A 23644-nucleotide genomic window follows, 5' to 3' on the forward strand; every position below is an offset into this window, starting at 1 on the left:
CAGGGGGAATCTCGAAGAGGGCGACATGCTACCACCGGCCCGTCGGCGGGCCGTGGACGCCGGGCTAAAGTGGGGCCGGCCGTGGCCGATATCGAGGCTGAAGACCCTGCGGAGTCACCGCATGACCCCCATCGCCGGCATCGCCACCTCGGGCCTGCGCGCCGCCGCGCTGGGCATGCAGGCCGCGGCCCACAACATCGCCAACCTGGCCACGCCGGACGCGATGCGGCAGAAGGTGGTGCTGTCGGCCGGCCCGACGGGTGGCGTTTCGGCGGCCGTGGTCGAGGCTCCCCCCGATCCGGCCGCGCCGCTCGAGGACGTGGCCGCCACGCTGACCTACAAGGCGATGGCCGGCGCCAACGTGTTCGTGCTGAAGGTCGCGGACCAGACGCTGGGCGGTTTGCTGGATGTAAGCGCGTAACGCCGGCATCCATGTGAGCTCTCCCTCTCCCCGTTTACGGGGAGCGGGTGCCGAAAGCCTGCCCCGTACCTGATACGGGGGCGGGTGAGAGGCTGACGGAGCCGTGATGCGGCAATAACCGATGCCCTGTCGAGTGACACGCTCTTCAGCGCACGAAACGTCTCGCTTCGCGCCACTCCGTGTGCCCCTCATCCGCCCTTCGGGCACCTTCTCCCCGCATGCGGGGAGAAGGGGTCCTTCAGGCCGACAACTCCAGCAACAACGCATTGAGCCGCTTCACGTAGCCGGCCGGGTCCTTGAGGCTCTCGCCTGCGGCGAGGGCGGCCTGGTCGAACAATACGCGGGTAAGGCTGTTGAAGCGGTTCGCGTCGCCCTCGGCGTCCAGCCTGGCGATCAGCGGGTGGTCTGGGTTGAACTCGAACACCGGCTTGCTCTCCGGCACCTGCTGGCCGCTGGCCTCCAGCAACTGGCGCATCTGCACGCCCAGGTCGCCCTGGCCCATGGCCAGGATGGCGGGCGAATCGGTCAGGCGATGGGAGACGCGTACGTCGGCCACGTCCAGGCCCAGCACCGTCTTCAGGCGTTCCACCAGCGCTTGCTTCGCCTTGGCGGTTTCCTCATGGGCCTTCTTTTCGTCCTCGCTGTCCAGCGCGCCCAGGTCCAGGTCGCCGCGGGCGACGTCGGCGAAGGACTTGCCGTCGAACTCGCTCAGGTAGCCCATCATCCACTCGTCGATGCGGTCGGTGAGCAACAGCACCTCGATGCCCTTCTTGCGGAAGATTTCCAGGTGCGGACTGTCCTTCACCTGTGCGTACGCATCGCCGGTGAGGTAGTAGATCCGGTCCTGGCCTTCCTTCATGCGCGCCACGTAGTCGGCCAGCGCCACGCTGGGTTCGCCGGAGGCGTCGTGGGTGGAGGCGAAGCGCAGCAGGCCGGCGATCTTCTCGCGGTTGCCGTAGTCCTCGGCCGGGCCTTCCTTCAGCACCTGGCCGAAGTGCTTCCAGAACGCCTTGTAGTCCTCGGGCTTGTCCTTGGCCAGCTTCTCCAGCATGTCGAGCGCGCGTTTGGTCAGCGCCGAGCGCATGGAATCGACCACCGGGCCGGACTGCAGGATTTCGCGGGAGACGTTGAGCGACAGGTCCGAGGAATCCACCACGCCGCGCAGGAAACGCAGGTACAGCGGCAGGAACTGTTCGGCCTGGTCCATGATGAAGACGCGCTGCACGTACAGCTTCAGGCCCTTGGCGCCGTCGCGGTGGTACAGGTCGAACGGCGCGCGGCCGGGCACGTAGAGCAGCGAGGTGTATTCCAGCTTGCCCTCGACCCTGTTGTGGCTCCACGCCACCGGATCGGTGAAGTCGTGGGCGATGTGCTTGTAGAACTCGGTGTACTCCTCGTCCTTGATCTCCGCCTTGGGCCGCGTCCACAGCGCGCTGGCCTTGTTCACGGCCTCCCACTCGGGTGCGGCGGGCTTGTCCTGGCCGTGGTGTTCCTTGGGCATCTCAATGGGCAGGCCGACGTGGTCGGAGTACTTCTTGATGATGCCGCGCAGCTTCCAGCCGTCGGCGAAGCCTTCCTCGCCCTCCTTCAGGTGCAGCACGATGCGGGTGCCGCGCTCGGGCTTGTCGACCGTGGCCACCTCGAAATCGCCCTCGCCCGCGCTGGACCAGTGCACGCCCTCGCTGGCGGGCAGGCCGGCGCGACGGCTGAACACGTCCACGCGATCGGCCACGATGAAGGCGCTGTAGAAGCCCACGCCGAACTGGCCGATCAGGTTGGCGTCCTTCTTCTGGTCGCCGCTCAGGGCGCGCAGGAAATCGCCCGTGCCGGACTTGGCGATGGTGCCCAGGTGCGCCACGGCCTCGTCGCGGCTCATGCCGATGCCGTTGTCGTCGATGGTGATCGTGCGCGCGTCGGCGTCGAAGCCGATGCGGATGCGCAGGGTGGGGTCTTCCTCCAGCAGTTTCGGCTGCTTCAGCGCCTCGAAACGCAGCTTGTCGGCGGCGTCGGCGGCGTTGGAGACCAGCTCGCGCAGGAAGATCTCCTTGTTCGAGTACAGCGAGTGGATCATCAGCTGCAGCAGCTGCTTCACTTCGGCCTGGAAGCCCAGTGTTTCCTTGTGGGTTTCGGTGGTCATCGTGGTCGTGCTCCATGGATCGTCAGGCGGGCCGCAGGCTGCGGCCGATCGCTCCCGGTGTATGGGCCGGGTCCGGCTTTCTCAACCATGCCGCGCTGCAGGAGGGGCCTCGGCCCCGACGGTCGGCCATGACCCGCGCGGGGCGTTCTTCGGGGACGCGATCGGGCTGCAGCCCCGCCTGCAAGGGGGACGTATCATGCGGGACCCTCTGTTCCCAGCGTGCCGATGTCCCGCCACTCCCGCCGCCCCTCTTCAGCCCCTCCCCCCGCCGTGCGCGGAACCGGCCAGGTGCGGATCATCGGCGGCCGCTGGCGGGGCACGAAGCTGGCGGTGCCCGACCGTCCCGGCCTGCGCCCCAGCAGCGACCGGGTGCGCGAGACGCTGTTCAACTGGCTGATGCCGGTGTTGCCCGGGGCGCGGGTGCTGGACCTGTTCGCCGGGACCGGTGCGCTGGGACTGGAAGCGCTGTCGCGGGGGGCCGCACACGCCACCCTGGTGGAACGCGACCCCGGCCTGGCGGCGGCGCTGCGCGAGGCCTGCGGTCGCCTGGACGCCCAGGCGACCGTGGTGGCGCAGGACGCGCTGGCGTGGCTGGTGGGGGGGCAGCAGGCGTCCTTCGATCTGGTCCTGCTCGACCCGCCGTTCGCCGACGGGCTGTGGGAGCCGGCGCTGGCGGCGCTGCAGCCGCGACTGGCGGCGGGGGCCTGGGTGTATGTGGAGTCGCCGGCCGGGACGGCGCCGTCCGTGCCGCCGGGCTGGACCCTGCACCGCGAGGGCCAGACGCGCGACGTGCGCTACGCCTTGTACCGCACCCCGGCCCCGCAGGGCGCTGGTACACTGCGCCACGACGATTCGCCGGCGACGACTGAATGACTGTGGCACGCAACCGGACGGCGGTGTATCCCGGCACGTTCGACCCGATCACCAACGGCCATATCGACCTGATCGACCGCGCCGCGCCGCTGTTCGAACGGGTGATCATCGGCGTGGCCGAAAGTCCGGCCAAGGGCCCGGCGCTGCCGCTGTCCCAGCGCGTGGCGCTGGCGCGCGAGGCGGTGGCCCGGCACCCCCACGTGGAGGTGCGCGGCTTCGACGGACTGCTGGCCCATTTCGTGAAGGAGGTCGGCGGCGGCGTGCTGCTGCGCGGCCTGCGCGCCGTGTCCGACTTCGAGTACGAGTTCCAGCTGGCCAGCATGAACCGCCACCTGATTCCCGAGGTGGAAACGCTGTTCCTCACGCCCGCCGAGCAGTACGGCTTCATTTCCTCCTCGCTGGTGCGCGAGATCGCGCGCCTGGGCGGGGACGTGTCCGGCTTCGTGCCGCCGGCGGTCGTCGCCGCGCTCAAGGCACAATGGCAGTCACAGAAGGGCGCCTGAGCGCCCGCATTCCGACAACAGATCCAACAGGAGGGGGAAGACCCATGAAGAACATCGCAACCCGCATGCTGCTGACCGCCTGCCTCGTGCTGCCGTTCGCGGCGTGCAAGAAGCAGGAAGAAGCCCCGGCCGAGCCGGCCGAAGTCGCCCTGGTGGCGCCGACCACGACCGAAGACGGCCCGTGGAAGGAATACCTGAGCAAGGTGGTCGACGCCAACATGGGCACGATCACCAACACCCCGTACGTCTACTACCTGCCGGCCGAGACCGATCCGGAGTTCGAGGCCAAGTACGGCCGCCAGCTGGAGCAGGCCAAGGGCGCGGTGGCGCGCGGCGTGACCAGCGGCAACCTGATCGCGTTCGGTTCGCCGTCCAGCGTCAAGATCGCGGACCTGGCGGTGGCGGCGTTCGCCGGCGTGGAAGCCGACACGTTCAAGGGCGTGCGCATCCTGTTCATCGGCAAGGCCGAGGACAGCGAGCGCGTGAAGACCGCGGTGGCCCCCAGCGGCGCCGAGTACGTGTTCGTCGAAGCCAAGTGACCTGTCCGCGCGTGGCCGCCCACGGGCGGCCACGCCTTGGCGGAAAGGTCATCCCCGCGCAGGCGTGAAACGCTCCACAACGGCCGGATGGCCGGTCATCCAGTGACTCTGTGTCTCCCGCGAACACCGCGATGAAGTCGCTGGGCCCCGGCCTGCGCCGGGATGACGGCAACCCCTATGTCCCTCAAGATCAACGAGCTCTGCGTCAACTGCGATGTCTGCGAGCCGGCCTGTCCCAACCAGGCCATCTCGATGGGCGAGACGATCTACGTGATCGATCCGGCGCGTTGCACCGAATGCGTCGGCCATCATGACGAACCGCAATGTGTCGTCGTGTGCCCCGTCGAGTGCATCGATCCCGATCCGGCGTATCCTGAGACCCACGAAGCACTGCTGGCGAAGATGCTGCGGCTGCAGGCCGGCTGATCCGCCTCCCCGGCAGTGCTCCGTGCCGGTTATCGCCCAGGAGAGATCGTGATCCAGCGCCATCTGTTCGCCCTGCTGTTGCTCGTCGCGTTCGTGCCCGCCGCACCGGCGGCCGACGCCGTCCGTCCGTCCACCCCGGCGCATCCGCCCGGCGTCGCCATCGCCAGCGCGCACACGCTCGCCACCCAGGCGGGGCTGGATGTCATCGCGCAGGGCGGCAATGCCTTCGACGCGGCCATCGCGGTGTCGTCCACGCTGTCGGTGGTGGAGCCCATCAGTTCCGGCCTGGGCGGCGGCGGATTCTTCCTGCTGCACGACGGCAGGACCGGCAAGGACGTCTTCATCGATGCGCGCGAGACCGCGCCAGCGGCTGCGACGCCGGACAAGTACCTGCTGCCGGACGGCGGGTTCGACCGCGACCGCGCCGAGAACGGCCCCTGGGCCGCCGGCATCCCCGGCCTGCCGGCCGCGTTCGTCCACCTGGCGGAGAAGTACGGCCGGTTGCCGTTGAAGACCTCGCTGGCCCCCGCCATCCGTACCGCGCGCGAAGGCTTCCCGGTCTATGCGCGCATGGCGCGCGGCTACCAGGCGCGCCGCGAGGTGATGGAACGGTACGAGGGCACGCGTTCGGTGTTCCTCGCCGACGGCCAACCGATCAGGGAAGGCGAAACGTTCAGGCAGCCGGACCTGGCGCGCACGCTGGAACGCCTGGCCGCACAGGGCTTCGATGGTTTCTACAAGGGCCAGACCGCCAAGCTGCTGCTGGCCGGCGTGAAGGCCGAAGGCGGGCAGTGGACGGCGGAGGAACTGGCCGGCTACACGGTCCGCGAGCGTGAGCCGCTGACCTTCCAGTACAACGACTGGAAGGTGACCACCGCGCCGCCGCCGTCGTCCGGCGGCGTGGCGCTGACCCAGATGCTGCAGATCCTCGACGCCTACGACCTGTCCAAGCTCGACCAGGCGCAGCGCACGCACCTGATCGTCGAATCGATGCGTCGCGCGTTCCGCGACCGCACCTTCTATCTCGGCGATCCGGACTTCGTGCAGATCCCGATGAAGACGCTGACCAGCCCGTACTATGCGGCCGGCCTGCGCGCGACCATCAACCCGCAGAAGGCGACGCCCAGCGACCAGCTTTCGGGCCAGCAGACGCCGCTGGAGGACGAGGAAACCACGCATTTCTCCATCATCGATGCGCAGGGCAACCGCGTCGCCGGCACCCAGACCGTCAACCTGCTCTACGGCTCGGGCCTGATCCCGCCGGGTACGGGCGTGCTGCTGAACAACGAGATGGACGACTTCGCGCTGAAGCCCGGCACGCCGAACGCGTTCGGCGTGATGGGCTACGACGCCAATGCGCCCAAGCCCGGCAAGCGCATGCTCAGTTCGATGACGCCGACCTTCCTGGAGTCGCCGGACAAAGTGGCCGTGCTGGGCACGCCGGGTGGCAGCCGCATCATCACCATGGTGCTGCTGGGCATCCTGGGCTACGACGCGGGATTGCAGCCGCAGGCGGTCGCCGCGCTGCCGCGCTTCCACCACCAGTGGATGCCCGACCTGATCGAGATGGAGACCGATGCGCTGGGCCCCGACACCCAGCAGGCGCTGGAGGCCATGGGCCACAGGTTCAAGGTGCCCGGCAACGCCGCGCAGGGCGGTCGCGGTTCCAGCCATGTCTGGGGCAACCTGCAGACGGTGGAATGGGACAAGACCACCAACACGCTGATGGGCGGCAGCGACCCGCGCAACCCGGTGGGTGCGGCGAAGGTGGTGGAATCGGTCGCGACGCCCTGATTCCCGGCGTGCAGGAGCGCCCCATGGGCGCGATGCTTTCCCCGCATCGGACAAAAGAGCATCGCGCCCATGGGGCGCTCCTACAAAGTGCGGGCACGGCGGGTATGGGGGCGGGAATGTCCCCGGGCTCCGGCGGGCGTAGAATCACGCCCATGAAACTCTGGTCGCTGCTGGGCAATTCCCAGAAACTCGATGGCGGTGCGATGTTCGGCAACGCGCCGCGCGCCATGTGGGAGAAGTGGTCGCCACCGGATGCGGAGAACCGCATCGCGCTGGCCTGTCGCGCGCTGCTGGCGCAGCCGCTCAACGGCAGGACGGTGCTGTTCGAAACCGGCATCGGCGCATTCTTCGAACCGAAGCTGCGCGCGCGCTTCGGCGTACAGGAAGACCGCCACGTGCTGCTGGATTCGCTGCGCGAAGCCGGCTTCACCCACCAGGACATCGACGTGGTGGTGCTCAGCCACCTGCATTTCGATCACGCCGGCGGCCTGCTGGCGCCGTGGCAGGAGGGCCGCCCGCCGGAACTGCTGTTCCCCAATGCCACCTTCATCGTCGGTGCCGACCACTGGCAGCGGGCGCTGAGGCCGCACCCGCGCGACCGTGCCAGCTTCATCCCGGAACTGCAGCCGCTGCTGGAAGCCAGCGGACGGCTGGAACTCGTGTCGGGCGAGTACTCGCGCGCGCTGGGCGACGCGGTCCGTTTCAGCTTCAGCGACGGCCATACGCCGGGGCTGATGCTGGCCGAAATCGTCGGGCCCGAACGCGTCGACGGCCAGCCGCACGGCGGCGTGGTGTTCTGCGCCGACCTGATCCCCGGCCGCTCCTGGGTGCACGTGCCCATCACCATGGGCTACGACCGCAACGCCGAACTGCTGATCGACGAAAAACGCGCCTTCCTGGAAGACAAGCTGGCGCGCAACGTCCATCTGTTCTTCACCCACGATCCCGGCTGCGCGCTGGCGCAGGTGACCCGCGACGAGAAGGGCAGGTTCGGCGTGGCCCACGAGGTAACGGAACTGCACGCACGACCCCTGGCGGCGTGAACGGGCGGGAGAGTGGGAGCAATGTAAGTCGCCAGAGGGCGTGTCTTCGCGACGTGCGTCGCTCCCACAACAGGAAACTTCGCTACGACAGATGAAGTTTCAGCCGATCCGCGTGCCGAAGATGCGGTCGCCCGCGTCGCCCAGGCCCGGCAGGATGTAGCCCTTGTCGTTGAGGCGTTCGTCGATGGCGGCGGTGTAGACCTCGACATCCGGATGCGCCGTTTCCAGCGCCTTCAGGCCCTCCGGCGCGGCGACCAGGAAGATGCCCTTGATCCGTTTCGCCCCGGCGCGCTTGAGCATGTCGATGGTGGCGATGAGGGTGCCGCCGGTGGCCAGCATCGGGTCCAGGATCAGCGCATCGCGTTCTTCCAGCCGCCCGGTCAGCTTTTCGAAGTAGGGCACGGGCTGCAGGGTTTCCTCGTCGCGCTGCAGGCCCACCACGCTGACGCGCGCGGTGGGGATCAGCGCCAGCACGCCGGGCAGCATGCCCAGGCCGGCGCGCAGGATGGGCACCAGGGTGATCTTGGCGCCGGCGATCTTCTTCACCTGCACCGGGCCCGCCCAGCCCGCCATGGTGTCGGTGGCCAGCTCCAGGTCGGCGGTCGCCTCGTAGGCCAGCAGCGTGCCCAGTTCGGTCACCAGTTCGCGGAAGTCCTTGGTGTTCAGGCCGGCGTTGCGCAGCAGGCCGATCTTGTGCTGGACGAGGGGGTGGCGGACTTCGACGGTTTTCATGGCACGGCGGGGCGACGGGAGGTGCGGGAAGTCTGCATCAAACCCCGGGGTCCCACAAAGCACGAAGCCGGCCCAGGCCGGCTTCGTGCCTTCAGCGTGCGGGTCGGGGCGGTCAGAACGCCCAGCGCATCACCAGCTGGTAGCTCGGGCCGGCCTCCTCGGTTTCCAGCTCGTACTCGTCGTAGTCGCGGTCGATCTGGTCCTGCTGGGTGTCGAACTTGTCGAAGAACTCGTCCTTGCTGGCATCCAGCAGGTTGTTGGCGCTCAGGCGCACGGAGACATTGGCGCCGAAACGCTTCTCGACGAACACGTCCAGTTCGCCGCCGTAGCGGATGAGCGCTTCCTCGCCCAGCAGGCGCGCGTACGCATCGCCCTGCTTGCGGTAGGTCGCGCCGAAGCTGGCCCCCAGCGTGGGCATGTCATGGATGAAGCCGATGTTGTAGACCGACTTGGCCTGGTCGTTGAAGCGGCGTTCGCCCAGGAAGTCGTCCACCTTGGACTTCACCCAGGAGTAGTTGGCGAAGATGCCGGTGTTTTCCAGGCCGATCGCCGACAGCGGCGTGGATACGTCGAACTCGAAGCCGTACACCTTGCCGTCGCCCACGTTGTCCGAGGTGTACAGCCAGCTGGATGCCGGTTCCTGCGCCATCGCGTCGGCCAGGTCGACGGCGTCGCCGTCCTCGATCATCTCTTCCCAGGTGTCCTGCATCTCTTCGCTGGGCACGCCGGTGTTGACGATCTCGATGAGGTCCTTCACGTCGCGGTAGAAGAAGTTCACGCCGACCACGCCCTTGCGGCCGAGGCGGTGCTCGAAGCCCAGGTCCAGGCCGTTGGCGGTCTCCGGGTCCAGTTCCGGGTTGCCGATGTAGTCGTTGTCGCCGAACTCGCCGTCCAGCAGGGCCGGCAGCAGTTCGTTGAAGTTGGGGCGCTTGATCGTTTTGGCCAGCGACAGGCTGATGCGGTCCGCCTCGCCCAGGTTCCAGCGCAGGTTCACCGACGGCAGCAGTTCGTTGTAGTCCTTGCTGACGCGGCCTTCGCTCTCATCGTCTTCCAGGTACTCCACTTCGGACTTCGTGGTTTCGTAACGCAGGCCGGCCTCCCAGGAGAAGGCATCGCCCTTGCCGCTGAGCATGATGTAGGGGTCCAGGCGCTTCTCTTCGATCACCGAAGCCACGCTGCCGTCCAGGTCGTAGTCCGCCAGGGACGCCGGTGTCTGGCCCTCCTCCTCGGCCTCCCACTCGTACGTGACGAGCAGGCCTTCGCGCTTCTTGGTGCGGTAGTCCACGCCGAATTCCAGTTCGGCGCCGCCCAGCGGGCGCGCATGGGTCAGCCGGAAGCCGGTTTCGGCATCCTTGGCGGTGACGGATTCGGCTTCGTAGACGGTTTCGTCCCACTCGGCGTCCGCGGGAATGCTCCAGGTGTCGTCCCAGTTCTCCGCGCCGCTCACGTAGACGTGTTCGCCCTCGGTGGTGGCCTGGTCGTTCTCGAATCGGGCGTGGTCGATGCTCACGGCGGTGCGTCCACCCGCCATGTCGAACCTGTACTCGGCGCCGATGCCGTAGTTCTTCTGGTCGTAAGGGTCGCGGCCCGGCACGCGGATGTCGATGGTCTCGTCGTCGTCCAGTTCTTCTTCGAACGACACCTCGGTGACGTCGCGATCGGTCTTGACGTAGAAGCCGTCGATGCTGAAGCGGCCGGTGTCGCCGACGTCCGCGGTATACGAAAGATTGGCCGAGTAGTCGCGGCCATCCTTCACCTCGGTCTGGTCTTCCCAGCTGACCTTCTCTTCCCGGGTGTCGTCGGTGAAGCGGTCCGAGCGCTTGGTCTTGGCGCGATAGCGGTCCTGCACGTTGATGCCGGCCAGCAGACGCCCGCCGAGCGCTTCGAACGAGGTCACCGCACCGAAGGTCGGGTTGATCTCGCCGTCGTCCCAGCGGTTCACGCCGACGCGGATGTAGCTGCCGGTGAATTCGTAGGCGTCGCGCAGCACGATGTTGATGGCGCCGGCCATCGCATCGCCGCTGCGGTTGGCGCTGGCGCTGCGCTTGATCTCGATATGGTCCACCATCTCCGCGGGGATGCGGTCCACGTAGAACGAGCGGTCGTCGCCGGCACCCGGCACCTTCTTGCCGTTGATCAGCACCTGGGTGTAGCCGCCGCCCAGGCCGCGCAGCTGCACGCCGTCGTACTCCATGATGTCCGAGCCGACGAAGCCCACGCCCGGTACGCGCTTGAGCATGTCGCCGACGGTGTTGGGCTCGAAACGCTGGAAGTACTCCAGGTCGTAGACCAGCGTGGGGGCGATGTCGTCGGTGCGGTCGCGGTAGGCGATCTCGGCCTGCACCACCACCGTGTCCAGTTGCTTGGGTTCGCCCGCGGTGCCGGCGTCCGGTGCCTGGTTCTGCGCGGTGGCGGACAGGCTGGCCGGAAGCAGGACAGCGCAGAACAGCGCCTGCGCGAGCGAGGCGGCCAAGGCATTGCGTTTCATGTGTGTCGTCCCCGTGACGAAAGTAAACGGCACTTTGTAAGCACGTCACATGGCGGAAACATGACACGCAGGTTCCCGTGCGATGACAGGTATCCGCGTGCACTGCGCTGACATGAAAATGTCATGGCGCCTGCGTAGAACATGGCAGTTTGTTGACGACTTCATGTCATGGGGACACCAGTGAAACCACGCTTTGCCTTGCTTGCGCTTGCCTTCCTGCTCGCCGCCTGCGGCGGAAAACCCGAAGCGCCCGCTGCGCCTGCGGTCACGGCCGAGACGCCGGCGCGCGAGAAGGAGCCGGACGAGAACGTCGAGAAAGACCCGCTGCTGAGCGAGGCGAAGATCGCCCACGTGGTGGTGCCCGAGGCCTTCACCACGGCGGCCACGCCGGCCGAGAACGTCGATTCGCCGGCCAGCTGGCGGGCGCCCGACGGCGCGCGCTGGCTGATCGCCACCGCCAAGGACACGCACCGCCTGGTCGTCTATGACGGCGGTACGGGCAAGCCGCTGCGCACGGTGTCCGGGCCGGGCAGCGCGCTGGGCCAGATGCAGCGGCCGAACGGCATCGCGGTGATCGATGACCTGGTGCTGGTGGTCGAGCGCGACAACCGGCGCGTGCAGGTGTTCCAGCTGCCGGACTTCACGCCCTTGCTCGTGTTCGGCGCGCAGGAGCTGAAGCAGCCCTACGGCCTGTGGGTGCGTCCGCAGAAGGACGCGTATGAAGTGATCGTCAGCGACAACTATATGTCGCCGCAGAACGAGGACCTGCCGCCGCCGCTGGCCGAGCTGGGCCAGCGGTTCAAGCGCTATCACCTGCAGCGCGCCGGGGACGGGTGGAAGGCCGCGCTGGCCGGCACCTTCGGCGATACCGGCGAGGCGGGCGCGATCCGCATCGCGGAATCCGTGTTCGGCGATGCGGCGAACGACCGCCTGCTGCTGGCGGAGGAGGATGTCGCCGTCGGCACGCGCCTGCGCGAGTACGGCCTGGATGGCACGTACCGCGGCCGCGACATCGGCGCGGACCTGTTCAAGGCGCAGGCCGAGGGCATGGCGTTGGCTCGTTGCGCGGGCGGCACCGGTTACTGGATCGCGACCGACCAGTTCAAGGACCGCAGCGTGTTTCACGTGTTCGATCGCGTGACGCTGGCCTACAAGGGCGCGTTCGCCGGCAACAGGACCGCGAACACCGACGGCGTGTGGCTGGACCAGAGCGCCGATGCGCGCTTCCCGCAGGGCGCGTTCTACGCGGTCGACGACGACCAGGCGGTGTCGGCGTTCGACTGGCGCGACATCGCCAGGGCACTGTCGCTGCCGGAGTGCGCGGCCGAATGAAGCGTGCAGGGGATGCAGGGATGAGGCGGCTGCTGGCCGTCGTGCTGCTGGCGACCTGCGCGACGGCGTCCGCACAGGGAGTGCGCCAGCCCGAACCGAACACGCGGGTGCCGCAGGGCGTGGTGCGCTATGCGCCGAGCGGCTTCCCCGACCGCATCGTGGCCTCGCCGGCGCAGGATGCGTCCACCGGTTTCTCGGTGGCGTGGCGCACCGATGCCGGTGTCGCTGCGCCGCAGTTGGAGATTGTCGTGGCAGGAGACTCGCCCGACATGGGCGAGCCGCGCAGGATCGGCGCGACGAGCGAGCCGCTGAGCACCGAGAACGGCCAGGCCCATCACCACCGCGCGGACATCACGGGTCTCCGGCCGGACACGCTGTACGCGTGGCGCGTGCAGGGCGATCGTACCTGGAGCGCCTGGCACCACACCCGCACGGCCGCTGCGGCGTCCTCGCCGCTGACGCTGCTGTATTTCGGCGATACCCAGAACAAGAACGTCAGCCTCACCACCCGGGTCGTCCGCGAAGCGATGCGCGCGGCGCCGGAAGCGCGCCTGGCCCTGTTCGCGGGCGACCTGGTCAGCGGTGGCGATGGCGAGGACGACAACGAATGGGGCGAGTGGTTCGAGGCCAACGAAGTGCTGCCCACCTCGCTGATGGTCGCGCCGGCGCCGGGCAACCACGAGTACTTCGAAGAGTTCGAGGACACGCCGCAGGAGCGTCGCGTGCTGGGCGCGCACTGGCCCGTGACGTTCGCATTGCCGGGCAATGGCGTGGCACAGGCCAAGCGCACCACGTACTGGTTCGACTACCAGGATGTACGCGTGGTGGTGATCGACGGCACCTCCGCGCTGGACCTGGGCACGGCGAAGGCGCAGGCGGCGTGGCTGGACCGGGCGCTGGCCTCGAACCCGCACCGCTGGAGCATCGTACTGACTCACCAGCCGTTCTTCTCCCCGCGCGAGGGCCGCGACAACGTGCTGCTGCGCCAGCACCTGCTGCCGGTGATCCGCAAGCACAAGGTGGACCTGGTGCTGCAGGGACACGACCACGTCTATGGCCGTTTGAAGGACGAGGCCCCGACGCCGGTGTTCGTGGTGTCGGTCACCGGCGCCAAGCAGTACCGGCTCTCCGACCAGGCGCGCAAGACCATGCGGCCGGTCGCCGAGGACACCCAGTTGTTCCAGGTACTGCGCTTCGATGGCCCTCGCCTGCGTTACGAGGCGCGCACCGCGACCGGCCGCCTCTACGACGCGTTCGATCTCGTCGACGGCGGTGCGGCAGGCAAGCGACTGGTCGAGCATGCGGAAGGCCGCATCGAAGAACGCACCTGCACCCGCGCCGAAACCCTCAAGGGGCGCGCCGACCGCTGCTGGGAATGATTGCCTGCCGTAGGGCCGGGCGTGCTCGGCTCCGTCGTCCTCCAGCTGTTCGCACGTCCGTCCAGAAGCTGCGGAGCAAGCTCCGTTCTACACAGGAACCTGTCATGAAACGTGTTCTCGCGATCGCCCTGTTTTCTTTCTGCGCCACCGCCCTCGCCCGCGAAGCCCACATCCGCCACCCGTTCCTCGCCCAGCAGCCCAAGGTGGCGCCGGAGGAAGTGCTGCTGGCGGTGGAGATTCCCGCCGGCAGCTTCACCAAGTACGAGATCAACGACGAAGGCCTGGTCTTCGTGGACCGCTTCCAGTCGATGCCGGTGGCGTATCCGGCCAACTACGGGTCGATGCCGCGCACGCTGGCCGGCGACGGCGATCCGCTGGACGCGCTGGTGCTGACGCGGGAGCCCCTGCATCCGGGCGTGCTGGTGAAGTTCCGCCCGATCGGCGTGCTGCGCATGCTCGACGACGGCAAGCACGACGAGAAGATCATCGGCGTGCCCACCGACAAGGTGGATCCGACCTATGCCGGCATCCGCGACCTGGCCGACCTGCCGCAGATCGAGCGGGATCGCATCGAGGCCTTCTTCCGCATCTACAAGGACCTGCCGAAGGGCCGCAACCCGGTGCAGCTCAACGGCTACGGCGATGCGAAGGAGGCGAGGGCGCTGATCCAGGCCTCGCTGGATCGCTTCAGCGGTCAGACGCCGTAGGCCGATCCGGCGGGAAAAACTAAAAAAGGCGAGCTTCTGCTCGCCTTTTTCGTCGCATCCACCGCGCGGATCAGGCCGCCACGGCCTGGCTGATGCGCGGACCTTCGCGCAGGGCCTTGCCCACCATGCCGACCAGCAGGTCCAGCTCTTCGCCGTCCATCGCGAAGTGCGGGGTGAAGCGCAGCGAGTTGGCACCGCCGTGGATGACGTTCAGGCCGTGCTGGCGCAGCCATTCCTCGGTGGACCCGGCGCCGTAGCACTTGAAGACCGGCGACAGCTCGCAGGAGAACAGCAGGCCGGTGCCCTGCACGTTGGTGATCAGGCCGCCGAGGTCGGCCTGCAGCTGCTGCAGCTTCTGCACCGCTTCGAGGCCGCGCTTGCGGATGTTCTCGCGCACCTGCGGCGTCAGCTGGGCCAGGGTGGCGCAGGCCACGTCCAGCGCGCGCGGGTTGGTGGTCATGGTGTTGCCGTACACGCCCTTGCGGTACAGGCCGGCGGCACGCTCGTTCACGGCGAGCACCGACAGCGGATACTGCGCGGCGTTCAGCGCCTTGGAGTAGGTTTCCATGTCCGGCGCGTCCAGGCCTTCGAAGCCGGGGTAGTCCACGATGGACAGTACGCCGTGCGCACGCAGGCCGGCCTGGATGGAGTCCACCAGGAACAGGCTGCCATGGCTGCGGGTCAGTTCGCGCGCGGCGGCGTAGAACGCCGGCGGCACCGAGCGGCCCGGGTCGCCTTCGCCCATCACCGGCTCCAGGAACACGGCTTCGACGAACCAGCCCTTGCTCTCGGCGTCGGCGAAGGCCTGCTTCAGCGCGTCCACGTCGTAGGGCGGGATGGCGATGACCGAATCCTCGCCGCGATAGCTGGCCAGGTGCTGCTGGTACGACTTGCGCGAGGAATCGGAGTACAGCGCCGGGCGCTCGGTGCGGCCGTGGAAACTGCCCTTCACCACGATGCGCTTGATGGTGCGGCCGGCGTGGCGGCCGTCCGGGTCGGTCATCAGCTTGCTGTTGATGTCGGCGATGCGTGCGGCCAGGCCGACCGATTCGGAGCCGGAGTTCAGGCACAGGAACCTGGCGAACGGACAGCCGCCGCGGGTGTGGCCGATCTCCTTGCGCAGGGCGCGGTCGAAGCGCAGCTGCGACAGGCTGGGGGTCATGATGTTGGCCATCACCTGCGGGCGCGCCATCGCGTCCAGCACGGCGGCCGGCGTGTGGCCGAAGCCCAGCATGCCGTAGCCGCCGGCGTCGTACAGCACGGCGCCATTGAGGGTGACCACCCACGGGCCGCGCGCGGCCAGCGCGATGTAGGGGTTGACCGCGTCTTCGGCGTAGAAGTTGACGTACCCGGCCTGCACGGCGCGCAGCTGCTCGGCCTCGTCCAGGTCGAACAGTTCGGCGAACTCGTCCTTCAGGCGCGCGTGCTCGGCAGCGGCGGCTTCGATGGCGGCTGCCAGGTCCGGATGGCCCTTGGCCAGGCGTTCGACGCTGGCGTCGTCCAGGCCGTGGGTCAGGCGCTGGCCCGGGTGGGCGCGCAGGGGGGCGAGGGCGTCGGTCAGGGCCATGGCATAGCTCCGGGAAAGAGGGGCAAACCTCTATTATCGGGATTAACTCGTCGCTTGACAGTTGTGATCTGCGCTAAATTCATGGATATTTCGTCGATTCGACGAAATGAAGCGCCCGATGAAGCTCACCGACGCCGACCAGCAACTGCTCTCAGTGCTCCGTGAGAACGCGCGCGCCTCCACCGCCCAGATCGCCCGCCGGCTGAACCTCTCGCGGACCACGGTGCAGAGCCGGATCGAGCGGCTGGAACGCGAGGGCGTGATCAGCGGATACACCGTCCGCGTCCATGACGAGTACGACCGCAGCCACCTGCGCGCGCACATCATGATCGCCGTGCATCCCAAGCAGATGACCTCGGTGGTCGCCGCCCTGCGCGCCATGCCGGAGCTGCGCGTGCTGCACTCGGTCAGCGGCAGCCACGACCTGATCGCCATCGGGGCGGTGCCCAGCGTCGGCGACATGGACCTGCTGACCGACCGCATCGGCGCGCTGGAGGGCGTCGAGCGCACCACCTCGTCCATCGTGCTGTCGACCAAGTTCGAGCGCTGAGCGGCCCCGGGCCTTGCGGGCCGGTCACGTACAATGCACGCCCCCGCAAGGCACCGACCGTGAAGAAGTCCGATTTCCATTTCGACCTGCCCGAGGCGTTGATCGCCCAGGCGCCGCTGCCGGAGCGTTCCGCCAGCCGCCTGCTGGTGGTGCCGCCGGGCGGCGCGCCGTTCGTGGATCGCCACGTCCGCGACCTGCCCGAGTGGCTGCAGCCCGGCGACCTGCTGGTGTTCAACGACACCCGCGTGATCCCGGCGCGCCTGTTCGGACAGAAGGAAAGCGGCGGGCGCGTGGAGATCCTGATCGAGCGCCTGCTGCCCGAAAACGCCGCGCGCGCGCAGGTGGGCGCCAGCAAATCGCCCAAGCCGGGCAGCCGCATCCAGCTGGATGCCGGCGGCGAGGCGGAAGTGGTCGGCCGCGACGGCGAGTTCTACCGCTTGCGCTTCCATGTCCCGGATTCGCTGGAAAGCTGGCTGCAGAAGGCCGGGCGCCTGCCGCTGCCACCCTACATACAACGTGCGCCGGGGCAGGACGACGACGAGCGCTACCAGACCGTGTTCGCCCGCGAACTGGGCGCGGTGGCGGCGCCGACCGCCGGCCTGCACTTCGACGATGCGCTGCTGGCGACGCTGCGCGATGGCGGCGTCGAGTTCGGCCACGTGACGCTGCACGTCGGCGCCGGAACGTTCCAGCCGATGCGCGTGGACAACATCCACGAGCACCGCATGCACAGCGAGTGGCTCAACGTCGGTGCCGCGCTGGTCGAGCAGGTGCGCGCGACGCGCGCCCGCGGTGGCCGCGTCATCGCGGTGGGCACCACGGTCGTGCGTGCGCTGGAGTCCGCCATGCGGGAAGGAGAACTGCAGCCGTTTGCCGGCGAGACGCAGATCTTCATTTTCCCCGGCTACCGCATCCGCAGCGTCGATGCGATGGTCACCAATTTCCACCTGCCGGAAAGCACGCTGCTGATGCTGGTCAGCGCGTTCGCCGGCAAGGACCGGATCATGGCCGCCTACGCCCATGCGGTGCGCGAGCGGTACCGGTTTTTTTCGTATGGAGACGCGATGCTGTTGTTCCCGGAGGATGCCAAGTGAAGTGCAGGCACATGGTCCTCTTGCCGTCATTCCGGCGAAAGCCGGAATCCATCTTGATCTTGGCATCCCTGCCGAGCGGTAAGAGCCAAATGGATTCCGGCTTCCGCCGGAATGACGGAGATCGGGCGCGCGGGATGGTGGCCGCATGAGCCGCATGTCCTTCGATCTGCTGACCACCGACGGGGCCGCCCGCCGCGGCCGGCTGACGTTCCCGCGCGGCACCATCGAGACGCCGGCCTTCATGCCGGTGGGCACCTACGGCTCGGTGAAGGGCATCCTGCCCGAGCACGTGGAAGACCTGGGCGCGGAGATCATCCTGGGCAACACCTTCCACCTGTACCTGCGGCCCGGGCTGGAGGTCATCGGCGAACACGGCGGCCTGCATGGCTTCGCGCGCTGGGACAAGCCGATCCTCACCGACTCGGGTGGTTTCCAGGTGTTCTCGCTGGCGCACCGGCGCAAGATCACCGAGCAGGGCGTGACGTTCGCCTCGCCGGTGGACGGAGCGAAGGTGTTCCTCGGGCCCGAGGAAAGCATGCGGATCCAGCGGGTACTGGGCAGCGACATCGTGATGATCTTCGACGAATGCCCGCCGGTGAACCTCAACGGCAAGCCCGTGGACAAGCGCGTGATCGAACGGTCGATGGAACTGTCGCTGCGCTGGGCGGAGCGCTCGAAGGATGCGCATGAGGGCAACGACGCCGCGCTGTTCGGCATCGTGCAGGGCGGCGTGCACCACGACCTGCGCACCCGCTCAGCCGACGGGCTGAAGGCGATCGGCTTCGACGGTTACGCGATCGGCGGCCTGGCGGTCGGCGAGACCGAAGCCGAACGCAATGCCATGCTGGAACATACGTGCCCGCAGTTGCCGGCAGACCAGCCGCGCTACCTGATGGGCGTGGGCCGGCCCGAGGATCTGGTGGAGGCGGTGGCGCGCGGCGTGGACATGTTCGATTGCGTCATGCCGACCCGCAATGCGCGCAATGGCCACTATTTCACCTCGTTCGGCACGGTGCGCATCCGCAACGCCAAGTACGAGCACGACCTGCAGCCGATCGAACCGGGGTGCGGCTGCTACGCCTGCCGCAACGGCTTCACCCGCAGCTACCTGCGCCACCTGGACCGCTGCAACGAGATGCTGGCCCCGATGCTCGGTACCCTGCACAACCTCTGGTACTACCAGCAGGTGATGGCGCAGATGCGCGCGGCGATCACGGAAGGGCGGTTCGCGGATTTCCGGGCCGCCTTCTACGCGGCCCGGGGCATGGCCCCCGCGCCCCTGTAGTCGGTCGCATCTCCCGTTGTCCGCTGCCCCTGTAGGAGCGGGCCATGCCCGCGATGCTTTCCTGGGGGCGTGCGGAAGAGCATCGCGCCCATGGGGCGCTCCTACACAGAGCGAGGTGCGGCGTCGGGGAAGCCACGGTTGCCCGCGACGCATCGATAGGCGTCTGTGCGCGCAGGCCATGCCCGCGATGCGCCTGTAGGAGCGGGCCATGCCCGCGATGCTTTCCGGGGGGGGGCGTGCGGAAGAGCATCGCGCCCGTGGGGCGCTCCTGCAGGCTTGGCGGGCGAGGCGGAGCCCTTCGGCGGGGCCGCTTGCGGGCGCCGGCCGGGAACCATCCGGCGCCGACGCGGTCTTTTCCGGTCCGGGTCGGCGGGGAGGCCCGGGCGGGGCTTCCCGCCGCGTGGCATAATCCCCGGCTGCTTTCGATACCGACTGGACAAGTCCATGAATCTGCTTGATTTCTTCGTTGCCCCCGTGCTCGCCCAGGCCGCACCGGCCCAGCAGGGCATGGGCGGCTTCGGGCTGCTGATGCCGATCGCGCTGATCGCCATCATGTACTTCCTGATGATCCGCCCGCAGATGAAGCGCGCCAAGGAACACCGCGCCATGCTGGACAAGCTGTCCAAGGGCGACGAGGTCATCACCTCCGGCGGCATCGCCGGCACGGTGACCGACATCGGCGACAACTTCGTCACCCTGGAAGTGGCCGACAACGTGCGCGTGCGCGTGCAGAAGGCCGCCGTGGGCAACGTGCTGCCGAAGGGCACGCTGAAGTCCGCCTGATCCACCCCGTCCTGCCGCCCGTGCGGCGGGACGGATCCCGCGTTTCCATCCGCACCACTGCTGAGCGCATGCCCGGGAAGGGTTTGCGCGGGTCGCCCCGATGCTTGAATTCCCACGCTGGAAATACGTCCTGATCCTGATCGTCGTGTTGGCGAGCGCGTTGTACGCGCTGCCCAACCTGTATCCGCAGGATCCCTCCGTGCAGATCACCGCCAACCGCGGCTTCGCCATCGACGACGCGTTGCGTGCGCGCATCGACACCGCCCTCAAGCAGGCGGGCGTGCAGCCCAAGCAGATCGAGGTCGACGACGGCACCCTGCTGGTCCGCCTGCCGGGCCTGGACGAGCAGACCAAGGCCAACGACGCGCTGCGCCAGGCGCTGGGCGAGGACTATCTGGTGGCGCTGAACCTGGCGTCCACCGTGCCCGACTGGCTGGGCAAGCTGGGCGCCCGTTCGATGGTGCAGGGCCTGGACCTGCAGGGCGGCGTGCACTTCGTGATGCAGGTCGACCAGAAGGCCGCGCTGGACAAGCGCGTGGAAGGCTATCTGGAAGACGTGCGCGTCACCCTGCGCGACAAGCGCATCCGCTACACGGCCGTCGAGCGGCGCCCGGACAATGCCCTGCTGGTGACGCTGGCCGATGGCGAGGACGTGGCCGCCGCGCAGCAGGCGCTGGCCCAGACCCTCAGCGCGCGCGGCGGCAACGCCGGCACGCTGGCGGCCGGTGCCGGCCTGACCTACCAGGCCAGCGGCAACCAGATCACCATCGGCCTGCCGCAGGCGGAGCTGGACCAGATCGCCTCCGAGGCGATCGAGCAGAACCTCACCACGCTGCGCAACCGCGTCAACGAGATCGGCGTGGCCGAGCCCATCATCCAGCGCCAGGGCAACGACCGCGTTGTCGTGCAGCTGCCCGGCGTGCAGGACACCGCCGAGGCCAAGCGCCTGATCGGCGCGACCGCCACGCTGGAGTTCCGCGCCGTGGTGGAAGGCAATGCCGCCGATGCGGTGGCCAGCGGCCGCATCCCGCCGGAGGCCAAGGTCTACCAGTTGCGCGACAACGGCGGCCCGGTGCTGCTGAACAAGCGCGTGCTGGCGTCCGGCGACGAGATGGTCAACGCCCGCGTCGGGGTGGACAACAACGGCCTGCCGGCCGTGGACGTGACCCTCAACAACGTCGCCGGCCAGCGCATGTTCGACTACACCAGCGCCAACGTGGGCAAGCTGATGTCGGTGGTGTACATCGAGCGGGTGCCCGCCGTGACGATGGTCGACGGCAAGGAAGTGCGCAGCGTGCGCGTGCGCGAGGAGGCCCTGGCGCCCACCCGCATCGCCGGCGTGTTCGGCAAGAACTTCCAGACCACCGGCCTGGAGAAGACCGAGGCCGACAACCTGGCCAAGCTGCTGCGTGCCGGCTCGCTGGCGGCGCCGATGGACTTCATCGAAGAGCGCGTGGTCGGCCCCAGCCTGGGCGCCGAGAACGTGGCCCGCGGTACCAAGGCGGTGGTGTACTCCTTCATCTTCGCGCTGGCGTTCTTCCTGGTGTACTACCGCATGTTCGGCCTGATCACCTGCGTGGCGCTGCTGCTCAACCTGGTGATGGTGGTGGCGGTGATGTCGCTGTTCGGCGCCACCATGACGCTGCCCGGCTTCGCCGGCCTGGCCCTGACCATCGGCATGTCGGTGGACGCCAACGTGCTGATCAACGAGCGCATACGCGAAGAATTGCGGGCGGGGTTCCCCCCGCTGGGCGCCATCGCCACCGGCTACGACAAGGCCTCGGGCACCATCTTCGACTCCAACATGACCGCGTTGCTGGCGGGCGTGGCGCTGTACGCCTTCGGCACCGGCCCGCTCAAGGGCTTCGCCATCACCATGGTGATCGGCATCCTGACCTCGGTGTTTACCGCGGTCACCGTCTCGCGCGGCCTGGCCACCCTGATCTATGGCCGCCGCCGCAAGCTGAAGTCGCTGGCCATCTGACGAGAGCACACGAACCATGAAACTCTTTCCCCTGCATCTCGTCCCGAACGACACCCGCATCGATTTCATGCGCCTGCGGTGGGTGTCGATCGCCATCGCCGTGATCCTGGCCGCTGTCGCGATCGGCGCCATCGCCTTCAAGGGATTCAACTTCGCGCTGGACTTCACCGGCGGCACCGTGGTGGAGCTGCGCTTCCAGAATCCGCCCGACGTGGACCAGGTGCGCTCGCGCCTGGAAGCCGCCGGCTACGGCAGCGCCCAGGTGCAGACCTTCGGCACCGGCAGCGACCTGCTGGTCCGCCTGCAGCCGCGCGAAGAAGGGGCCGCCGCGCCCGACGCCGCCGCCGCCACCGACCAGACCGCGCAGGAGGTGGTCCGCCTGGCCTCCAGCCCGGACAACCAGGCAACGGTGATGCGCAGCGAGTTCGTCGGCCCGCAGGTCGGCAAGGAGCTGGCGCTCAACGGCCTGTACACGCTGCTGTTCGTGGTGGCCGGCTTCCTGATCTACATCGGCTTCCGCTTCGAATGGAAGTTCGCCGTGGCGGCCATCGTCACCACCCTGCACGACGTGCTGATCTGCGCGGGCTTCTTCGCCCTGACCGGCCGCGAGTTCGACCTCACCATCCTGGCCGGCCTGCTGTCGGTGATGGGCTTCTCGATCAACGACACCATCGTGGTGTTCGATCGCGTGCGCGAGAACTTCCGCAGCCTGCGGGTGGAGCCGGTGGAAGTACTGAACCGCTCGGTCAACCAGACGTTGTCCCGTACCATCATCACCTCGTTCGTGGCGTTCCTGACCGTGCTGGCGCTGTACCTGTACGGCGGCGGCTCGCTGGAAGGCATGGCCATCTCGCAGATGATCGGCATCGTGATCGGCACGATCTCCTCGATCTTCGTGGCATGCCCCTTGCTGACCATCGGCTTCCTGAAGGTCAGCAAGCAGGACCTGATGCCGAAGGCGAAGGACGAGGCGCTGCTGGCGCGCCGTCCCTAAGCCGGACGGACGCAGGAATGGAAAAGGCCGCGCATTGCGCGGCCTTTTTTGTGGCCATCCAGACACTCGTGGATGCCTGTAGGAGCGCCCCCTGGGCGCGATGCTCTACCCGGGCATCCGCAACAGCATCGCGCCCAGGGGGCGCTCCTACAGGATTGCGGTCAGCCGTTGAACGACGCCGCGTAGCCCGAGCTGACGATGGTCTTCTGCAAGGCCTCGGCAACCTTCAGGTTGCCCGCCACGATCTGGCGGGGCAGGGCGGTGCGGCCGTCGATCTTGCCCAGCGCGGCGCCGCGGAAATCGCACACCTTGCCGCCGGCCTCGCGCACCAGCAGCACGCCCGCGGCGATGTCCCAGTCCTTCACGCCGGCTTCGAAATAGGCATCCGACCGTCCGCAGGCCACATAGGCCAGGTCGAGGGCGGCCGAGCCGGTGCGGCGGATGTCTTCGGCATGCACCAGCAGCTCGCGCACGCACTCCAGCTGCGCCCCGGCGCGGGCGCGCTCGCGCGGCGGGAAGCCGGTGGTGATCATGGCGCCCGTCAGTTCCTTGCGGTCGGCCACGCGGATGCGGCGCTCGTTGAGCTGGGCGCCGGCACCGCGGCTGGCGGTGAACAGGTCGTTGCGCAGCGGGTCGAAGATCACCGCGTCGGTGGGTTCGCCGTTGTCCACCAGGGCGATGGACACGCAGTAGTGCGGGAAGCCGCGCAGGTAGTTGCTGGTGCCGTCCAGCGGGTCGATCACGAAGGTGTAGCGGCCGTTGATCTGGGCGCCGCTTTCCTCGCCGACGAAGCCGTAGTCCGGGTAGGCCCGGCGAAGCTCCTTGATGATGACCTTCTCGGCGTCGGAATCGACTTCGCTGGCGTAGTCCATCCGCTCCTTCTGCACCACGTTCAGCGCGTCCAGCTTGTTGATGCTCCGCAACAGCACGTTGCCTGCCAGGCGGGCGGCCTTGACCATGACGGTGACGACGGGCTTCTGCATGCGAACGGACCTCGGACAGGCGTGGGAGCG

Annotated in this window: 20 protein-coding genes and 1 pseudogene; 16 read left to right on the top strand and 5 right to left on the bottom strand. The window is 68.2% G+C overall.

What is annotated here, in order from left to right:
• The first annotated feature begins 121 nt into the window (after positions 1-121).
• Complete coding sequence (locus tag MUU77_RS05615) at positions 122-421, top strand: hypothetical protein (RefSeq protein ID WP_245092501.1); 300 nt, start codon at positions 122-124, stop codon at positions 419-421.
• Between the two features lie 238 nt (positions 422-659).
• On the opposite strand, the gene htpG is transcribed toward MUU77_RS05615, so the two are convergent.
• Positions 660-2558, bottom strand: coding sequence for a molecular chaperone HtpG (gene htpG, locus MUU77_RS05620; RefSeq protein ID WP_245092503.1), 1899 nt, complete (start codon positions 2556-2558; stop codon positions 660-662).
• A gap of 225 nt (positions 2559-2783) precedes the next feature.
• Here htpG and rsmD point away from each other — a divergent pair, with 225 nt between their 5' ends.
• The 6 genes from rsmD to MUU77_RS05650 all read left to right on the top strand — a co-directional run bounded on the left by rsmD (position 2784) and on the right by MUU77_RS05650 (position 7736).
• On the top strand, positions 2784-3431 hold the full coding sequence (gene rsmD, locus MUU77_RS05625; RefSeq protein ID WP_245092505.1) for a 16S rRNA (guanine(966)-N(2))-methyltransferase RsmD: 648 nt from the start codon (positions 2784-2786) through the stop codon (positions 3429-3431).
• Positions 3428-3934 carry a pantetheine-phosphate adenylyltransferase gene (gene coaD, locus MUU77_RS05630; RefSeq protein ID WP_245092508.1) on the top strand — a complete coding sequence of 169 codons (507 nt, stop codon included), beginning with the start codon at positions 3428-3430 and terminating at the stop codon, positions 3932-3934. Before rsmD ends, coaD begins: the two co-directional genes overlap by 4 nt.
• 44 nt (positions 3935-3978) lie before the next feature.
• The gene (locus MUU77_RS05635) at positions 3979-4473 is read left to right on the top strand and encodes a hypothetical protein (protein WP_245092509.1); all 495 of its coding nucleotides are present in this window, start codon (positions 3979-3981) and stop codon (positions 4471-4473) included.
• 177 nt (positions 4474-4650) lie between these two features.
• Positions 4651-4899 carry a YfhL family 4Fe-4S dicluster ferredoxin gene (locus MUU77_RS05640; protein ID WP_055940809.1) on the top strand — a complete coding sequence of 83 codons (249 nt, stop codon included), beginning with the start codon at positions 4651-4653 and terminating at the stop codon, positions 4897-4899.
• 48 nt (positions 4900-4947) lie between these two features.
• Positions 4948-6693, top strand: coding sequence for a gamma-glutamyltransferase (gene ggt, locus MUU77_RS05645; protein WP_245092511.1), 1746 nt, complete (start codon positions 4948-4950; stop codon positions 6691-6693).
• Positions 6694-6845: 152 nt separating this feature from the next.
• On the top strand, positions 6846-7736 hold the full coding sequence (locus tag MUU77_RS05650) for an MBL fold metallo-hydrolase (RefSeq protein WP_245092513.1): 891 nt from the start codon (positions 6846-6848) through the stop codon (positions 7734-7736).
• A 99-nt stretch (positions 7737-7835) separates the two neighbouring features.
• On the opposite strand, the gene upp is transcribed toward MUU77_RS05650, so the two are convergent.
• Both upp and MUU77_RS05660 read right to left on the bottom strand, forming a co-directional pair.
• Complete coding sequence (gene upp, locus MUU77_RS05655; RefSeq protein WP_245092521.1) at positions 7836-8468, bottom strand: uracil phosphoribosyltransferase; 633 nt, start codon at positions 8466-8468, stop codon at positions 7836-7838.
• A 112-nt stretch (positions 8469-8580) separates the two neighbouring features.
• A complete protein-coding gene (locus tag MUU77_RS05660) occupies positions 8581-10956 on the bottom strand; it encodes a TonB-dependent receptor (protein ID WP_245092523.1) in 2376 nt (791 codons plus the stop codon).
• Positions 10957-11247: 291 nt separating this feature from the next.
• On the opposite strand from MUU77_RS05660, the pseudogene MUU77_RS05665 reads away from it, so the two are divergent.
• The 3 genes and pseudogenes from MUU77_RS05665 to MUU77_RS05675 all read left to right on the top strand — a co-directional run.
• Positions 11248-12288: pseudogene (locus tag MUU77_RS05665) on the top strand (phytase); the annotation flags it as partial.
• On the top strand, positions 12285-13667 hold the full coding sequence (locus MUU77_RS05670; RefSeq protein WP_245092527.1) for a metallophosphoesterase family protein: 1383 nt from the start codon (positions 12285-12287) through the stop codon (positions 13665-13667). The pseudogene MUU77_RS05665 and the gene MUU77_RS05670, both read left to right, overlap by 4 nt.
• A 104-nt stretch (positions 13668-13771) precedes the next feature.
• The gene (locus MUU77_RS05675; protein WP_245092529.1) at positions 13772-14374 is read left to right on the top strand and encodes an inorganic diphosphatase; all 603 of its coding nucleotides are present in this window, start codon (positions 13772-13774) and stop codon (positions 14372-14374) included.
• A 70-nt stretch (positions 14375-14444) separates the two neighbouring features.
• Here MUU77_RS05675 and MUU77_RS05680 read toward each other — a convergent pair whose 3' ends face one another.
• Positions 14445-15941, bottom strand: coding sequence for an aminotransferase class III-fold pyridoxal phosphate-dependent enzyme (locus MUU77_RS05680; RefSeq protein WP_245092532.1), 1497 nt, complete (start codon positions 15939-15941; stop codon positions 14445-14447).
• 118 nt (positions 15942-16059) lie between these two features.
• On the opposite strand from MUU77_RS05680, the gene MUU77_RS05685 reads away from it, so the two are divergent.
• The 6 genes from MUU77_RS05685 to secF all read left to right on the top strand — a co-directional run bounded on the left by MUU77_RS05685 (position 16060) and on the right by secF (position 22631).
• A complete protein-coding gene (locus MUU77_RS05685; RefSeq protein WP_162110149.1) occupies positions 16060-16491 on the top strand; it encodes an Lrp/AsnC family transcriptional regulator in 432 nt (143 codons plus the stop codon).
• Between the two features lie 59 nt (positions 16492-16550).
• A complete protein-coding gene (gene queA, locus MUU77_RS05690; RefSeq protein ID WP_245092535.1) occupies positions 16551-17585 on the top strand; it encodes a tRNA preQ1(34) S-adenosylmethionine ribosyltransferase-isomerase QueA in 1035 nt (344 codons plus the stop codon).
• A gap of 145 nt (positions 17586-17730) precedes the next feature.
• Positions 17731-18870, top strand: a complete 1140-nt coding sequence (gene tgt / locus MUU77_RS05695) for a tRNA guanosine(34) transglycosylase Tgt (RefSeq protein ID WP_245092546.1) — start codon at positions 17731-17733, stop codon at positions 18868-18870.
• 444 nt (positions 18871-19314) lie between these two features.
• Complete coding sequence (yajC, locus tag MUU77_RS05700) at positions 19315-19653, top strand: preprotein translocase subunit YajC (protein WP_245092548.1); 339 nt, start codon at positions 19315-19317, stop codon at positions 19651-19653.
• A gap of 100 nt (positions 19654-19753) precedes the next feature.
• Positions 19754-21637, top strand: coding sequence for a protein translocase subunit SecD (gene secD / locus MUU77_RS05705; protein ID WP_245092559.1), 1884 nt, complete (start codon positions 19754-19756; stop codon positions 21635-21637).
• 16 nt (positions 21638-21653) lie between these two features.
• Positions 21654-22631 (top strand): protein translocase subunit SecF, encoded by a 978-nt coding sequence (secF, locus tag MUU77_RS05710; RefSeq protein ID WP_245092561.1) that lies wholly within the window; start codon positions 21654-21656, stop codon positions 22629-22631.
• Positions 22632-22792: 161 nt separating this feature from the next.
• Here secF and MUU77_RS05715 read toward each other — a convergent pair whose 3' ends face one another.
• Positions 22793-23614, bottom strand: coding sequence for an inositol monophosphatase family protein (locus MUU77_RS05715; protein ID WP_245092563.1), 822 nt, complete (start codon positions 23612-23614; stop codon positions 22793-22795).
• Between the last annotated feature and the right edge of the window lie 30 nt (positions 23615-23644).

The organism is Pseudoxanthomonas sp. F37 (assembly GCF_022965755.1).
In the GTDB taxonomy this organism is placed as follows: domain Bacteria; phylum Pseudomonadota; class Gammaproteobacteria; order Xanthomonadales; family Xanthomonadaceae; genus Pseudoxanthomonas_A.

Bases quoted from the DNA above. Each gene is read 5' to 3' on its own strand.
- MUU77_RS05615 (WP_245092501.1), top strand. From the start codon at position 122: ATGACCCCCATCGCCGGCATCGCCACCTCGGGCCTGCGCGCCGCCGCG.
- htpG (WP_245092503.1), bottom strand. From the start codon at position 2,558: ATGACCACCGAAACCCACAAGGAAACACTGGGCTTCCAGGCCGAAGTG.
- rsmD (WP_245092505.1), top strand. From the start codon at position 2,784: ATGTCCCGCCACTCCCGCCGCCCCTCTTCAGCCCCTCCCCCCGCCGTG.
- coaD (WP_245092508.1), top strand. From the start codon at position 3,428: ATGACTGTGGCACGCAACCGGACGGCGGTGTATCCCGGCACGTTCGAC.
- MUU77_RS05635 (WP_245092509.1), top strand. From the start codon at position 3,979: ATGAAGAACATCGCAACCCGCATGCTGCTGACCGCCTGCCTCGTGCTG.
- MUU77_RS05640 (WP_055940809.1), top strand. From the start codon at position 4,651: ATGTCCCTCAAGATCAACGAGCTCTGCGTCAACTGCGATGTCTGCGAG.
- MUU77_RS05650 (WP_245092513.1), top strand. From the start codon at position 6,846: ATGAAACTCTGGTCGCTGCTGGGCAATTCCCAGAAACTCGATGGCGGT.
- upp (WP_245092521.1), bottom strand. From the start codon at position 8,468: ATGAAAACCGTCGAAGTCCGCCACCCCCTCGTCCAGCACAAGATCGGC.
- MUU77_RS05660 (WP_245092523.1), bottom strand. From the start codon at position 10,956: ATGAAACGCAATGCCTTGGCCGCCTCGCTCGCGCAGGCGCTGTTCTGC.
- MUU77_RS05670 (WP_245092527.1), top strand. From the start codon at position 12,285: ATGAAGCGTGCAGGGGATGCAGGGATGAGGCGGCTGCTGGCCGTCGTG.
- MUU77_RS05675 (WP_245092529.1), top strand. From the start codon at position 13,772: ATGAAACGTGTTCTCGCGATCGCCCTGTTTTCTTTCTGCGCCACCGCC.
- MUU77_RS05680 (WP_245092532.1), bottom strand. From the start codon at position 15,941: ATGGCCCTGACCGACGCCCTCGCCCCCCTGCGCGCCCACCCGGGCCAG.
- MUU77_RS05685 (WP_162110149.1), top strand. From the start codon at position 16,060: ATGAAGCTCACCGACGCCGACCAGCAACTGCTCTCAGTGCTCCGTGAG.
- tgt (WP_245092546.1), top strand. From the start codon at position 17,731: ATGAGCCGCATGTCCTTCGATCTGCTGACCACCGACGGGGCCGCCCGC.
- yajC (WP_245092548.1), top strand. From the start codon at position 19,315: ATGAATCTGCTTGATTTCTTCGTTGCCCCCGTGCTCGCCCAGGCCGCA.
- secD (WP_245092559.1), top strand. From the start codon at position 19,754: ATGCTTGAATTCCCACGCTGGAAATACGTCCTGATCCTGATCGTCGTG.
- secF (WP_245092561.1), top strand. From the start codon at position 21,654: ATGAAACTCTTTCCCCTGCATCTCGTCCCGAACGACACCCGCATCGAT.
- MUU77_RS05715 (WP_245092563.1), bottom strand. From the start codon at position 23,614: ATGCAGAAGCCCGTCGTCACCGTCATGGTCAAGGCCGCCCGCCTGGCA.